Origin of the sequence: Planomonospora parontospora, assembly GCA_014647935.1 — a bacterium.
In the GTDB taxonomy this organism is placed as follows: Bacteria; Actinomycetota; Actinomycetes; order Streptosporangiales; family Streptosporangiaceae; genus Planomonospora; species Planomonospora parontospora.
Genome location: BMQD01000006.1, coordinates 29689 through 43253, shown reverse-complemented (window position 1 = coordinate 43253; position 13565 = coordinate 29689). Strand labels below are relative to the sequence as shown.

At 73.7% G+C, this 13565-nt stretch carries 10 protein-coding genes and 1 pseudogene; 6 read left to right on the top strand and 5 right to left on the bottom strand.

Features of this window, described 5'->3' with window-relative positions:
* Positions 1–9: 9 nt before the first annotated feature.
* Positions 10–1530 (top strand): glycoside hydrolase family 43 protein, encoded by a 1521-nt coding sequence (locus IEZ07_RS11285; RefSeq protein ID WP_191894708.1) that lies wholly within the window; start codon positions 10–12, stop codon positions 1528–1530.
* Positions 1531–1733: 203 nt separating this feature from the next.
* Here IEZ07_RS11285 and IEZ07_RS11280 read toward each other — a convergent pair whose 3' ends face one another.
* Positions 1734–2645: an SDR family NAD(P)-dependent oxidoreductase gene (locus tag IEZ07_RS11280; RefSeq protein WP_191894707.1), complete on the bottom strand. Its 912-nt coding sequence runs from the start codon at positions 2643–2645 to the stop codon at positions 1734–1736.
* Positions 2642–3631, bottom strand: coding sequence for an AurF N-oxygenase family protein (locus IEZ07_RS11275; protein WP_191894706.1), 990 nt, complete (start codon positions 3629–3631; stop codon positions 2642–2644). The genes IEZ07_RS11280 and IEZ07_RS11275 overlap by 4 nt, the downstream gene beginning before the upstream one ends.
* Before the next feature lie 223 nt (positions 3632–3854).
* Here IEZ07_RS11275 and IEZ07_RS11270 point away from each other — a divergent pair.
* Positions 3855–4712 (top strand): annotated as a pseudogene (locus tag IEZ07_RS11270) (DMT family transporter); the annotation flags it as partial.
* A 97-nt stretch (positions 4713–4809) separates the two neighbouring features.
* Here the strand turns inward: IEZ07_RS11270 and IEZ07_RS35610 are convergent.
* Complete coding sequence (locus IEZ07_RS35610; protein WP_239319839.1) at positions 4810–6156, bottom strand: sensor histidine kinase; 1347 nt, start codon at positions 6154–6156, stop codon at positions 4810–4812.
* 170 nt (positions 6157–6326) lie between these two features.
* On the opposite strand from IEZ07_RS35610, the gene IEZ07_RS11265 reads away from it, so the two are divergent.
* From IEZ07_RS11265 to IEZ07_RS11255, 3 genes are read left to right on the top strand one after another with little or no spacing between them, the layout of a single operon-like run.
* The gene (locus IEZ07_RS11265) at positions 6327–7625 is read left to right on the top strand and encodes an acyl-CoA dehydrogenase family protein (protein WP_191894704.1); all 1299 of its coding nucleotides are present in this window, start codon (positions 6327–6329) and stop codon (positions 7623–7625) included.
* Positions 7622–8599, top strand: coding sequence for an acyl-CoA dehydrogenase family protein (locus IEZ07_RS11260; protein ID WP_191894703.1), 978 nt, complete (start codon positions 7622–7624; stop codon positions 8597–8599). The genes IEZ07_RS11265 and IEZ07_RS11260 overlap by 4 nt, the downstream gene beginning before the upstream one ends.
* A 22-nt stretch (positions 8600–8621) precedes the next feature.
* Complete coding sequence (locus IEZ07_RS11255; protein WP_191894702.1) at positions 8622–10082, top strand: AMP-binding protein; 1461 nt, start codon at positions 8622–8624, stop codon at positions 10080–10082.
* 97 nt (positions 10083–10179) lie between these two features.
* Here the strand turns inward: IEZ07_RS11255 and IEZ07_RS11250 are convergent, their stop codons facing one another.
* Entirely contained in the window at positions 10180–11400 is a 1221-nt protein-coding gene (locus tag IEZ07_RS11250) for an acyltransferase family protein (RefSeq protein ID WP_191894701.1), read from the bottom strand.
* Positions 11401–11564: 164 nt separating this feature from the next.
* Between IEZ07_RS11250 and IEZ07_RS11245 the strand changes: the two genes are divergently transcribed.
* Positions 11565–12401 carry a Rossmann-fold NAD(P)-binding domain-containing protein gene (locus IEZ07_RS11245; protein WP_191894700.1) on the top strand — a complete coding sequence of 279 codons (837 nt, stop codon included), beginning with the start codon at positions 11565–11567 and terminating at the stop codon, positions 12399–12401.
* Positions 12402–12500: 99 nt separating this feature from the next.
* On the opposite strand, the gene IEZ07_RS11240 is transcribed toward IEZ07_RS11245, so the two are convergent.
* Positions 12501–13559: a dipeptidase gene (locus IEZ07_RS11240; protein ID WP_239319841.1), complete on the bottom strand. Its 1059-nt coding sequence runs from the start codon at positions 13557–13559 to the stop codon at positions 12501–12503.
* Positions 13560–13565 lie beyond the last annotated feature (6 nt).

Here is a 13565-nt window from a genome sequence, read left to right as displayed (position 1 = left end):
AGAGAGCACGTGAGGACGTTCGCCAACCCCGTCATCCCGGGCTTCCACCCCGACCCGTCGATCTGCCGGGTGGGGGAGGACTACTACCTGGTCACCTCCAGCTTCGAGTGGTATCCCGGGGTGCCGGTCTTCCACAGCCGCGACCTGGTGAACTGGCGGCAGCTCGGGCACGTCCTGGACCGCCCGTCCCAGCTGCCGCTGGACGGGATCCGGCCGAGCGGCGGGATCTACGCCCCCACCATCCGCCACCACGACGGCGTGTTCTACATGATCACAACGCTGGTGGACGGGCTGGAGAACTTCGTGGTCACCGCGACCGACCCGGCGGGGCCGTGGAGCGATCCGTACCCGCTGGAGATGCCGACGGCCTTCGACCCGTCGCTCTTCTTCGACGACGACGGGAGCGCGTGGGTCACCGCCAACCGGCCGGTCGGCGACGACGGCCTAGGCGAGGTCTTCCTGCGCGAGCTGGACCTCGAGTCCATGACCCTGACCGGGCCGGAGCACGTGCTCTGGACCGGTGCGCTGCGGGACGCGGTCTGGCCGGAGGCCTCCCACCTGTACAAGGTGGACGGCCGCTACTACCTGATGATCGCCGAGGGCGGCACGGACATCGACCACGCGGTCACGGTCGCGCGGTCGGAGCGGGTGACCGGCCCCTACCGGGGCAACCCGCGCAACCCCATCCTCACCCACCGCGACCTGGGCCGCGACCACCCGATCACCGGCACCGGCCACGCCGACCTGGTCCGCACGCCGGACGGGCAGTGGTGGATGGTCCTGCTCGCCATGCGCCCCTACGGCGGCTACCACTACAACCTCGGCCGGGAGACCTTCCTGACGCCGGTCCGCTGGGAGGACGGCTGGCCGCTCGTGTCACGGGTCGAGCCGTACGGCCCGGCCCCGGACCTGTCCGAGCACCGCTGGCCCGCCGAGCCCGCCTGCGACCACTTCGACGCGCCGCGGCTGGCGCCGTGCTGGAACCACCTGCGCACGCCGCGCGAGCCGTACTGGAGCCTGACCGAGCGCCCCGGGCACCTGCGGCTGCGGGTCCGCCCGCAGACGCTCTGCGAGCGGGCGAACCCGAGCCTGGTGGCGCGGCGGCAGCAGCACCGGGACTTCGCGGTGCACGCCTCGCTCGACTTCACCCCCGGCCCGGGCGAGTGCGCGGGGCTGGTGCTGGTGCAGAACGACGACTTCCACATCCGCTACGTGCTCACGGAACGGGGGCTGGAGGTGGTCCGCCGGGAGGGCGGGAAGGAGGAGGTCACGGCCCGCGTCCCGGTGCCGGGCGGCCGGATCGTGCTGGGGATCGAGGCGCGGGGCCAGGAGTACCGCATGCGCTGCGCCACGGCCCCGGGCGAGTGGCTGACGGCGGGGGACCCGGTGGACGGGCGCCTGCTGAGCTCCACCGTGGCGGGCGGCTTCACCGGCGCCTACATCGGCATGTACGCCGCGGGCGGGAACGGCGGGAACGGCGGGAACACGGCCGACTTCGACTGGTTCGAGTACGTCGGACTCGCCCACTGAGCCGCGGCCGGTCCGGGGGCTCCCGCCCGTTTCCCCCGGTCCGGCCGCACACCGCCTTCTCGTGCACCGCCTGCCCGCCCACGACCTCCGCGCACACCGCCTTCTCGTGCACGGTCTCCGTGTGGCGGTCCGGCCGCGCGGCCCGCGGCCGGTCAGCCGCGCAGCCGCCGGGCGGCCAGGGAGATCACCCGGACCGCGGCCGGTCAGCCGCGCAGCCGCCGGGCGGCCAGGGAGATCACCCGGACCGCGGCCGCGGGCGAGAGCCGTACCCCGCGCCAGAGCAGCCGGCTCGAGGCCGGGGCCACGATGAGGGCCTTGTTCCGGGCGACGCCCCGCATGACGTCGCCGGCCAGGGCGTCGACGGAGTAGAGCCGCCCCTGCGCCCGGACCGCGGCCAGGCGGGCGCCCGCGCTCGTGGCGGTCTGCGGCAGGCCCGGGTTGGCGTGGTCGAGCAGCGGGGTGTCGGTGAAGCCCGGGCAGACCACGCTCACCCGCACACCGTGCGCCCTGGCCTCGGCCCGCAGCGCCAGTGAGAGCCCGACCACGGCGTGCTTGGTCGCGGTGTAGGGGAGCATCAGCGGGGCGGGGGTCAGCCCGGCCAGCGAGGCGGTGTTCACGATGTGCCCGAAGCCCTGCTCGATCATGATCGGGTAGGCGGCGTGCACGCCGTGGACCACGCCGCGCAGGTTCACGTCGATCGTACGGTTCCAGTGGTCGAGGGTGAGCTCGTCGGTGGTGCCGCCGACCGCGATGCCCGCGTTGTTGAAGACGAAGTCGAGCCGTCCGTGCTCGTCCCGCACCCCCCGGACGAGCGCGCGCACCGCCTCCGGGTCGGTGACGTCGACCGCGGCGCCCGCGCAGCCGAACTCCTCGGCGGTGCGCGCGGCGCCCTCGCCGTCCAGGTCGGCGGACACGACGTGCAGGCCGCGCCGGGCCAGTTCCCGGCAGAGGGCCCGGCCGATGCCGGACGCGCCTCCGGTCACGATCGCGGTCCTGCGGCCCCGGCGGGCCGGGACGCCGCGCCCTCCGGGAGCGCCCGTGCGCGGCTCCCCGGCAGGCCCCCCGCCGCGCCCTCCGCCCGGTTCGCCGCCCGGTTCGCCGTCTCGCTCGATCATGCGGCCGCCTTCCGCGCGGGCTCGTCGTAGATCCCCATGGCCTTCCAGACCCTCCGCTGGACCCGGTTCATCATGCCCAGCTCGGTGCAGAGTTCACGGGTCCGGGAGACCGAGTCGCGGATCTCCTGCGCCATGTGCGGGTCGTCGGTGTAGACCTCCCGGACGACGTCGTCCGGGATGCGGAACGCCCTGATCATCGATCCGGGCGGCGAGAGCATGATGCGAGCCATGACGCCCAGCACGACGGGGGAGACCAGGCCCAGCAGGAGGCGGTGGAGGCGGGGCAGGCGGGGGACCCGGCGGCGCAGGTAGTGCCGGGCGAAGGAGATGTGCCGGGCCTCCTCCGCGATGTGGATCCGCATGATGACCTCCTCCAGCGGGTGCTTGATCTGCCCCTCCCGCAGCGCCTTGCGCTGCACGTGGTCGATGGGGTCCTCGCCGCCGAGCACGAAGACGAAGAACAGCTCGGTGGAGACCAGCGGGATCCAGGGCGTGATCTGGGAGAGCAGGCTGAGCGGGCCGGGCATGCCGCGGATCGGGAGTCCCGTCCGGTTGACGAACTCCTGGAACATCATCCCGTGGTGCCCCTCCTCGATCGTCTCGTGGTAGACGTAGCGGAACTCGGGGGAGCCGTTCGGCAGCCGGTAGGCGTAGTTGAGCAGGCCGCGTTTGAGCAGGTTCTCGAACTGCAGGCCGATCTTCATGGCGGTCGCCACCCGCCACAGCCCGATCTTCGCGCGGACCTCGGGCGGCTGCGCGCGGTACCACGCGGAGCCGCCCAGCCGGTCGACTCCGGGCAGCTCCCAGCGGGGGTCGTCCTGGCGGACCAGGAAGTCGGGATCGTCCCAGGGGATGTCGACGTAGGGCTCCCAGTGCTTGTCGACCGACGCCTTGGAGAGGCGCTCGATGACCGCCTCGTAGGCGCGCCTCTCCGTGACCGCCCGGTCGTGCTCCTGATCGGCGGTGGTGCGCGGAGTCGCTGTCATGCGGTCCTCCCTCTCGGATCTCCTGCACCGTATTGTACGAAGAATCCAATAAGGCGGAAAGTCCGGAAAACTGAGGTCTTTCAGAACGGAGGGTCCTTTTCGTCACCCCGGAGTGGCGTCTGTCGCCCGCGGGAGGTGCGTCCTCCCTCAGGGTTGTATTCAGCCCACCCTCCACGACCGAAGGCCGCCTTCCGGCGGCTCACGGTGATGCCACCCTTCCCGTATGGCAGCACCGGTGTCGTCAGTGCCCCGGCCCCTCCTGGGCGCCGCCCTCCTGTTGTTCGTCAGCGCGGCCTGGGGGTCGGCCTTCCCGCTGATGAAGGACCTCATCGCCCGGATGCCGGTGGCCGACCTGCTGGCCGAGCGGTACGGCCTGGCCACGCTGGCGCTGCTCGCGCTCCGCCCCGGCTGCCTGCGCGGGCTGCCCGAGGGCACCTGGCCCACCGGGATCCTGCTCGGCCTGCTGTTCGGGGTGGGGCAGACCGCCCAGGCGGTGGCGCTGCACGACCTGTCCTCACCCGTCTCCGGGTTCACGGTCGGCTCCTACGTGGTGATCACCCCGATCCTCGGCCTGGCGGTGCTGGGCACCCGCCTGTCGCGGCGGACGTGGGGGGCGGTGGCCCTGGCGGCGGTCGCGCTGGTCTCCTTCACCCTCCTGCGCGGGACCCCCGGGCAGGACGTCTCCCTGCCCGCGCTGGGCGTCACCCTGCTGGCCGCGGTGCTGTACTCCGCGCACACGCTGGTCCTCGGCGCCTCCGGCCGGGCGCGGCGGGACGTCTACGCGGTCACCGTGATCCAGCTCGGCGTCATCGCCGCGATGACCGGCGTGCTCGCCGCCCCGGACGGCCTGACCCTGCCCCGGACCCCCGAGGACTGGGCGATCCTGGGCCACCTGTCGATCGTGGCCTGCGCGCTCGGCTTCCTGGCCCGCTCCTTCGGCCAGGCCCACGTCCCGCCGGTGCCCGCCGCGGTGATCCTGTCGTCGCAGCCGCTCTGGGTGACCGCCCTGGCCGCCGTCGCCTACGGCGAGGCGCTCACCGGGAGCGTCCTGCTCGGCGGCGGGCTGATCGCCGCGGCGATGCTCCTGGTGGTGGCACCCGGCCGCCGCCCAGCGGCGGGCGCGTCGGCGGGCCCGCCGCCGGGCGCGGGGCGGACCGGACGCCCTCCGGGCCGGCGGGTCACGGGCGCGCCACCGGCAGGCGCAGGACGAACCGGGCACCCTTCGGGCTGTCCTCGATCCGCAGGGTCCCGCCGTGGGACGCGGCGATCTCCCTGGCGATGGAGAGCCCCAGGCCGGTGCCCCCGGCGTCCCTGCTGCGGGCGGCGTCCAGCCGGGTGAACCGGCGGAAGACCACCTCCCGCTGCTCGGGGGCGATCCCGGCGCCGTCGTCGAGCACCTCCAGGACGGCGGTGTCCCCGCGCGCGGCCACGGTCACCGTGACGGCGGAGACGGCGTGCCGCTCGGCGTTGTCCATCAGGTTGGTGAGCAGCCGGGAGAGCCGGAGCGGGTCGCCGGTCACCCGCACGCCCGGCTCCAGCCTCCTGACCACCTCGACCCGGCGCGGCCGGCGGTCCAGCTCGCCGCCGGCCAGCTCGCCCAGGTCGACGGCCTCCTCGGCGGCGGGCGTGCCGGAGTCGAGCCTGGCCAGCGTCAGCAGGTCGGCGACGATCGCCTGGAGCCGGTCCAGGCTGGCGAGCATCGCCTGCGCCTTGGCGGTCCAGTCGACGTCCTCGGGATACTGCAGGGCCTCCTCCACCTGGGTGCGCATCGCGGTGAGCGGGCTGCGCAGGTCGTGGGAGGCGTCGGAGGCGAACCGGCGCTGCTGCTCGACCGCCTCCTCCAGCCGGTCGAGGGTCTGGTTGATGGTCTCGGCCAGCTGCCTGATCTCGTCCTCGGCGCGCGGCACCGGGACCCGGCGCCCCACGTCGGTCGCGGTGATCTCCGCGAGCTCGCCGGTGATCGCGTTCACCGGGTTCAGCGCCCCGGTCACCGTGCGGTAGGTGCCGGCCCCGGCCAGCACCACGATGAGCAGGGAGACGGTGACGAGGAAGGCGAACAGCCCCGAGTGCACGTACCAGGGGATCATCGCGCCGAGGGAGTAGACGAGCCAGTCGCCGCCCGGCCGGTCGATGCGGAAGGCCACGGCGATCACGCACTCCCCGGGCATCCGGGGCGGGTCGCACAGCTCGCGGCCGGCCATGACGTCGTCCCCGCCGGGCCGGAAGTCCGCGACCGGGGGCGCGCCGGCCAGGTCGGGGGTGGCCGCGACGACCCGCCCGGAGGAGTCCAGCACCTGGCTGCCGACCCCGTTGCCGTGCTCCAGCACGGCGGGCAGCCGTCCCCGCTGGGCGAGGTGGACGACCTCCAGGGCGGCGCCGGCCACCTGGTTGGTCTGGTAGTCGCGGGCCAGGTCGTAGAGGGCGAGCGTGGCGACCGTGGTGATGACGAGGCCGGACAGGGCGGCGGTGGCGACGGCGATCAGCGTCAGCCGGGTTCGGACGGACCACGAGTGACGTGTGATCACACCGACCTTCCCCCCGAACCCAGACGACCCCACCAGGCGGATTAATTGCCATTACCTGGCGATACATGGCCAAGAAGGGGCAAAGATCATCTCCGGGTCCGGTGTAGAGCAATGCTCTGTACGGCCGCGCCGCCGCTCGTTAGAGTAAGTGGGCACTGATTGGAGTGGACATGGATCTCGAGGAGTACCGGCGGCGGGCCAGGACCTGGCTGGAGGCCAACGCCCAGGACGGCCCGGACGGCCGGGCGGGGGGCGCCTCCGACCCCGGCGGGGTCGCCGCCGCCAAGGAGTTCATGGCGAAGCTGTACGACGCGGGCTACTCGGGCATCACCTGGCCGGCCGAGTGGGGCGGGCAGGGCCTCACCCAGGCCGAGGAACGCGCCTTCGCCGCCGAGGCCGCCGCCTTCACCCTGCCGACCTACGTCTTCTCCATCGGCCTCGGCATGTGCGGGCCGACCCTCGTCGACCTGGGTACCGACGCCCAGCGCCGCCGCCACCTGCGGCCGCTGCTGCGCGGCGAGGAGATCTGGTGCCAGCTGTTCTCCGAGCCCGCCGCGGGCAGCGACGTCGCCGCCCTGCAGACCAGGGCCGCGGCCACCGACGGCGGCTGGGTGGTCGACGGGCAGAAGGTCTGGACCTCGGTCGCCCAGCACGCCGACTGGGGCCTGCTGCTCGCCCGCACCGACCCGGACGTGCCCAAGCACAAGGGCCTGACCATGTTCATCGTGGACATGCACGCCCCCGGCGTCACCGTCCGGCCGCTGCGCGACATGACCGGCCGCGCCCACTTCAACGAGATCTTCTTCGACGGCGTGCACATCCCCGCGGAGAACGTGGTCGGCCGCGTCGGCGACGGCTGGAACTGCGCCGTCACCACCCTGCTCCACGAACGCCTGTCGATCGCCGGCGGCGTCGGCATGGGCGGGCAGAAGGACAACCCGGTCGCCTTCGAGGCGCTGCGCCGCACCGCCGACACCGCCGACCCCGTGGTCCGCGACCGGCTCGTCGAGCTGCACATCCGCTCCCGCGCCCTGGCCCTGTTCAATCAGCGGCTCGCCCAGGAGACGAAGGCCGGGATCTTCCCCGGCGCCCGGGGCAGCGCGGCCAAGTTGCTGCTGGCCGAGCTGACCATGTTCCAGGCCGACCTGGCCACCTCGCTGGCCGGGCCGGAGGCCGTCGCCTGGATCGAGGACGGGCCCGGGGACGCATCCCCGGGCGGGACCGGGAACGGGGAGGGACCCGGGGTCGGGACCGGGGACGGGGCCGGAGGAGACGGCGGGACGGCCGGAGGGGACGGCGGGCTGGCCCACGCCGTCTCGCTCGCGCCCGCGATGGCCCTCGGCGGCGGCACCAACGAGATCATGCGCAACATCGTGAGCGAGCGCGTGCTGAACCTGCCCCCCGAACCGCGCACGGACAAGAACGTGCCGTTCAAGGAGCTCAGGACGAGCGGAGAGGCCCCCCGATGAGACTCGTGCCCACCCCGGAGCAGCGCGAGCTGCGCGACGCCGTCTGCTCCTTCCTCGCCGCCGCCTCACCCATGCCGGCCGTACGGCGGGCGATGGAGTCGGAGCCCGGCCACGACCCGGAGGTCTACCGGCGGCTGGCCGGCGAGCTCGGCCTGACCGGCCTGACCGTGCCCGAGGAGCGCGGCGGGACCGGCGCCGGGCACGCCGAGCTGGCGGTCGTCCTGGAGGAGACCGGCGCGGCGCTGCTGCCCGGGCCGTTCCTGGCCACCACGCTGGCCGCGATCCTGCTCACCGAGACGGGCGAGAAGGAGATCCTGGCCGGCGTCGCCGCCGGGACGACCACCGCGACCGTCGTCCTCGACGGGAACCGGGCGCTCAACGGGGCCGAGGCCGACGTGGTCCTGACGATCGACGGCGACCGGGTGCTCGCCCGCACCGACGGCGAGCGGCGAGCGCTGCGGACCCTCGATCCCACCCGCCGGCAGGCCCTGGTGGAGCCGGGCGGCGAGGTGGCGGCCGTCTCCGCCGCCGGGATCGCCCGCGCCCGCGACCTGTTCGCCGTGGCGGTGGCGGCCGAGCAGCTCGGCGTGCTGCGGGCCTCGCTGGAGGCCATCGTCGCCTACAGCAGGATCCGGGTCGCCTTCAACCGGGTGATCGGCTCCTACCAGGCCGTCAAGCACCGGCTCGCCGACATGCACTGCACGCTGGAGCAGGCCGAGTCGATCGTCCGGTACGCCGCCTGGGCCGCCGACGAGGCCCCCGCCGAACTGCCCGGGGCCGCCGCGCTGGCCCAGGCGTACCTGGGCCGCGCCTGCTTCGAGGTCGCCTCCGGCAGCCTCCTGCTGCACGGCGGCATCGGCTTCACCTGGGAGCACGACGCCCACCTGTACTACAAGCGCGCCAAGGCGGACGAGGTGCTCCTCGGCCCGCCGCGGGTCCACCGCGCCCGCCTCGCCGACCTGCTGGAGCTGTAGAGCCGCACAGAGAGGGGAACCCGTGACCGACATCAGCGGGCTGCCGGGCTTCTACCGGATCGCCGAGGCCGACCCCGGGCGCAGGGCCGTGATCGACACCGACGGGACCGTCACCACCTACGGCGAGCTGCTCGCCCGCGTCAACCGGGTCTCGCACGGGCTGCGGGCGCGGGGCCTCGGCCCGGGCGACGTGGTCGCCGGGGTGCTGCCCAACGGGATCGACGCGGTGGTCATGCTCCTGGCCACCGGTCAGATCGGGCTGTACCACGTGCCGGTCAACTGGCACCTGACCGAGAAGGAGATCGATTACATCCTGGCCGACAGCGAGGCCCGGATCACGGTCACGCCCGAGTCGGGCGGGACCGCCGCGCTGGCCGAGGGGCAGCCGGAGACCGCGCCGCGGGACCGGACCGCGGGCGCGGTCATGTGGTACACCTCGGGCACCACCGGGTTCCCCAAGGGGGTGCGGCGCCCGCTGTCCGGCGCCGAGCCGGAGAAGAGCCTCCCGCTCTACACCTGGTTCCTCGGCGAGACCTGCGACCTGCGGCCGGGCGACGGGATCCACCTGGTCACCTCGCCGATGTACCACTCGGCGCCGTGCGCGCACACCCTGTTCGCCCTGCACCTGGGGCACACGCTGGTGATCGCGCCGAGGTTCGACCCGGTGACCGTCCTGGAGCTGATCGAGCGCCACCGGGTCACCAACGCGATGATGGTGCCCACGATGTTCCACCGGATGCTGCGCCTGCCGCCCGAGGTCCGCGGGAAGTACGACGTGTCCTCGCTCCGGCAGGTGGTCCACACCGGCGCCGCCTGCCCGGTGGCCGACAAGAAGCAGATGATGGACTGGTGGGGCCCGGTCCTGTACGAGTACTACGGCTCCACCGAGTCCGCCATCGCCTTCGCGGTCAAGCCGTACGACTGGCTGGAGCGCCCCGGCACGGTCGGCCGCCCGGCCCCGACGTTCGAGGCGAGGATCCTCGGCCCGGACGGCGAGGAGCTCCCGCCGGGCGAGCCCGGCCTGATCCACGTCAGGTCGGCCACCAACCGGTTCGAGTACCTCAAGGACCCCGCCAAGACCGCCGCCAGCATGCGGGACGACTGGTACGCCCCCGGCGACATCGGCTACCTGGACGCCGACGGCTTCCTGTTCCTGTGCGACCGCCGGACCGACCTGATCGTCTCCGGCGGGGTGAACATCTACCCGGCCGAGGTGGAGGCGGCGATCCTGGAGCATCCGGCGGTCGCCGACGCCGCGGTGATCGGGGTGCCGGACGAGGAGTGGGGCCACGTCGTGGTCGCGCTCGTCCAGCCCCTGCCCGGTCCCCGGCCCTCGGCCGAGGAACTGCTGGAGCACCTCGGGCCGCGCCTGGCCCGCTTCAAGCACCCCCGGGTGGTCGAGTTCCGCGACGAGCTGCCCCGCACCCCCACGGGCAAGCTCTCCCGCTCCCGGGTCCGCGAGGACTACCTGGAGCACCGGTAGCCCCGGTGGCGCCGTTCACCGGCGACCCGGTGAACGGCGCCTGGGACCCGCGTCCGTGCCGAAGCCGGGATGACGGAGGAGCCGGGCCCGGCGGCCCTCACCCCCGCCCGCTCCGCGGGGCCCGGTCCGGGACCCGCGCGATGAGGCTCCTGCCCAGCCGCTGCGCGGGAGCCTCCACGAACCGCCAGGTCAACGCGCTGATACCGAGCAGCAGCCCCAGCACGCCCGCCAGCGCCACCAGCCGAGCACCCAGCGGTACGGCCAGCGGTTCGGGCCAGAACCGCTCGACGCCCTCCAGCAGGAGGGGATGGAGCAGGTAGATCGAGTAGCTGACCAGTCCCAGCCAGGCCAAGGCCTGCGGCACTCTGCGGCGCCGCAGCGCCATGCCGCCGGCGAAGGTGAACCAGGCGGCGGCGATCGCCGTCTGAAGCCCTGCCTCGCCGTGTGCCAGCCAGATCCCGGCCAGCGGCACCAGAGCCACCCACCCGGCCCGCCTCCAGGGGATCTGGCCCTGCTCGGCCCGGTACAGGGCGGTGCCTGAGAACATGGTGGCCAGGATCAGCAGTCCCTGTCCGGGGGCGGGGAAGCTCTGGTTGACCGCCAGCAGCGCCAGCACGGTGACCACGATGACGATCGCGCCCGCCCGCCGTACCCGGTCCGGACCCGCGAGCACCGCCGCCAGCCCCGTCGCCACCAGCGCGGTCACCACCAGCACGACCGCCAGCATCCGGCCCGATCCACCGGTCGAGAGCAGCGCGACCGGCAGCGTGCCCGCGCCCAGCACGGCCGCCGCGGTGAGACCGAGCGCGCCCGCGGTGCTCCCGCGGTGCAGGCCGAGGACGTAGACCGCGGTCACCAGCAGGTAGAAGGCCATCTCGTAGGAGAGCGTCCACAGCACATTGACCAGGTTCGGTACGTGCAGCAGGTTCTGCAGCATCGTCAGATGACCCACCGTCATGGAGACCGGCCGCGACCCCCACCAGACGTGCAGGCCGTCCCACCCGGCCGCCATCAGCAGCCCCACGCCCGCCAGGCACACCCCGAACAGCGGGTACAGCCGGAGGAGACGGGAGATCCAGAAGGCCCGGACACTGCCTCGCCGCTCCAGCGACGCCGGCACGATGTAGCCGCTGACCAGGAAGAACACCAGCACCCCGTACCAGCCTGGTTCGAAGACCGTCTTGACCGGCAGCCGCGCCTCGGGCAGCAGGAACTTGAAGGCGTGCTCGAAGACCACCGCCACGGCGGCGATGCCGTGCAGGGCGTCGAGCCAGGCCATGCGGCTCCCGGTCTGCCGGGCCGCGGAAAGAGTGACCATCCGGCGATGTTAACGATCAAGGGGTTGAAGGCGCTGATATACCGATAAAAACGACTTTCTGGCTGAGTGGCAGTACTGCGCGGTCCGACCGCCGTGGACGTACGGACATGGAGGCGAGATCCTCGGCCATGGAAGGCTTCGGCCGGCCGGGATTGACTTGCCCCATGACGGAGAACAGCACGGAGAAGACGACACTGGTCACCGGCGGCACCGGCAAGACCGGGAGGCGGGTGGCGGCCGGGCTGCGGGCGCGCGGCCTGCCGGTGCGGATCGGCTCCCGGTCGGGGAACCCGCCGTTCGACTGGAACGACCCGGACACCTGGGAGGCCGCGCTGCGGGACACCGGGGCGGTGTACATCTCCTACCAGCCCGACCTGGTGGCGCCCGGGGCGGTCGAGGCGGTCGGCGCGCTGGCCGGGCGGGCCGTGGCCGCCGGAGCCCGCCGCCTGGTCCTGCTGTCCGGCAGAGGAGAGGAGGAGGCGGGGCGCGCGGAGGAGGCGGTCAGAGGCTCGGGCGCCGAGTGGACGATCGTGCGCGCGAGCTGGTTCTGCCAGAACTTCGACGAGGGCCACCTGCTGGAGCCGGTGCTCGGCGGTGTGATCGCGCTCCCGGCGGGGGACGTCGCCGAGCCGTTCGCCGACGCCGGCGACATCGCGGACGTGGCGGTCGCCGCCCTCACCGAGCCCGGCCATGCGGGCCGGGTCTACGAGGTGACCGGCCCCCGGCTGCTGACCTTCGCCGAGGCCGCCGCGGAGATCGCCGAGGCCTCCGGCCGGGAGGTCCGCTACGCCCCGGTCTCCGCCGACGGGTACGCGTCCATGCTGGTGGAGTACGGCGTGCCGGCCGAGGAGGCGGAGGTGCTGGCCGTCATGTTCGGCAAGGTCCTCGACGGTCGCAACGCCCATCTGGGGGACGGGGTCCGGCGTGCGCTGGGCCGCGCCCCCCGCGACTTCACCGACTACGCCGAGGCCGCCGCGGCCACCGGCGTCTGGAAGGGCTGAGGACGGCCGAGGACGGCGCGCCGGGGGCCCGGGAGCGGCCGGCCGCCGAGACCCGGGGCCCGGAGCCGGACGGCTGGAGGGACCGGGACGGCCCCGGGCTCAGACGGGCCTGCCCAGCTCGGCGCGGAACAGGCGCAGGACGTTCTCGCCGAGGATCTTGACAATCTCCTCCTCGGCGAAGCCGTGCCGGTCCAGGGCCTCGGTGACCAGCGGCAGGCCGGACGGCCCGGCCAGGCCGGGGACGGCCGCCAGCACGTCGAGCCCGTGGACGCCGTCCTCGCAGCACGGCGGCGTGACGTCGTGCATGACCTCGCGGATGAAGTCCGGGCCGAGGCCCACGTGGTCGATCCCGGCCACGCCCGCCACGTACGCGATGTGGTCCACCAGGCGGTCCACGGTGTACTCGGCGGCGTCCTCCGACAGGAACGCCGCCAGGAAGTTCACGCAGACCACGCCGCCGGTCGCGGCGACGCCGCGGATCTGCTCGTCGGTGAGGTTGCGGTGGTGGTCCCGCAGGGCGCGGGCCGCCGAGTGGGTCGCCATCACCGGCCGGGAGGCCAGCTCGAGCACGTGCTCGACGCCCGACGCGCCCAGGTGGGAGACGTCGAAGACCATGCCGAGGCGCTCCATCTCCCGGACCGCCGCCACCCCCGCGGCCGTCAGCCTGCTCCCGGTCGCGTCCTCGCCGCTGCCGTCCGCCAGCGGAGTGCGGCCCCAGTGGGCGATCGAGGCGACCCGCACGCCCAGCCGGTGCAGGGCGGGCAGCAGCTCGACGCTCGCGTCCAGGCCGGGCATGCTCTCCAGCGCCAGGACCAGGGCGATCCTGCCCTCGGCGAGGGCCTCGTCGATCTGGGCGCCGTCCGTGCAGAGCCGTACCTCGGCGGCGTTCCCCTCGGCCAGCGCGTGCGCGCACTCGATCATGCGCAGGGTCTGCCGGAGCGCGCCCTCGGGCCGGTACTGGTCGTCGACGAACACCGGCAGCACCTGCAGGTCCACCCCGCCCTCGCGGAGCTGGGGCAGCCAGCGCTCCCGGAAGAACGACGCCCAGCGCTCCGGCGGCCGGGCCGTCACGGCCATCAGCAGGTCGTTGTGGGTGTCGGCGACCACGGCGCGGTGGTGCAGGTCGTGGTGCGGAGCGCTGGGGAGGTCGGCGGGCACGGGCGG

Excerpts from the sequence above, each read along its gene's own strand:
- IEZ07_RS11280 (WP_191894707.1), bottom strand. The coding sequence starts at position 2,645 with ATGATCGAGCGAGACGGCGAACCGGGCGGCGAACCGGGCGGAGGGCGC.
- IEZ07_RS11275 (WP_191894706.1), bottom strand. The coding sequence starts at position 3,631 with ATGACAGCGACTCCGCGCACCACCGCCGATCAGGAGCACGACCGGGCG.
- IEZ07_RS11265 (WP_191894704.1), top strand. The coding sequence starts at position 6,327 with ATGGATCTCGAGGAGTACCGGCGGCGGGCCAGGACCTGGCTGGAGGCC.
- IEZ07_RS11260 (WP_191894703.1), top strand. The coding sequence starts at position 7,622 with ATGAGACTCGTGCCCACCCCGGAGCAGCGCGAGCTGCGCGACGCCGTC.
- IEZ07_RS11250 (WP_191894701.1), bottom strand. The coding sequence starts at position 11,400 with ATGGTCACTCTTTCCGCGGCCCGGCAGACCGGGAGCCGCATGGCCTGG.
- IEZ07_RS11245 (WP_191894700.1), top strand. The coding sequence starts at position 11,565 with ATGACGGAGAACAGCACGGAGAAGACGACACTGGTCACCGGCGGCACC.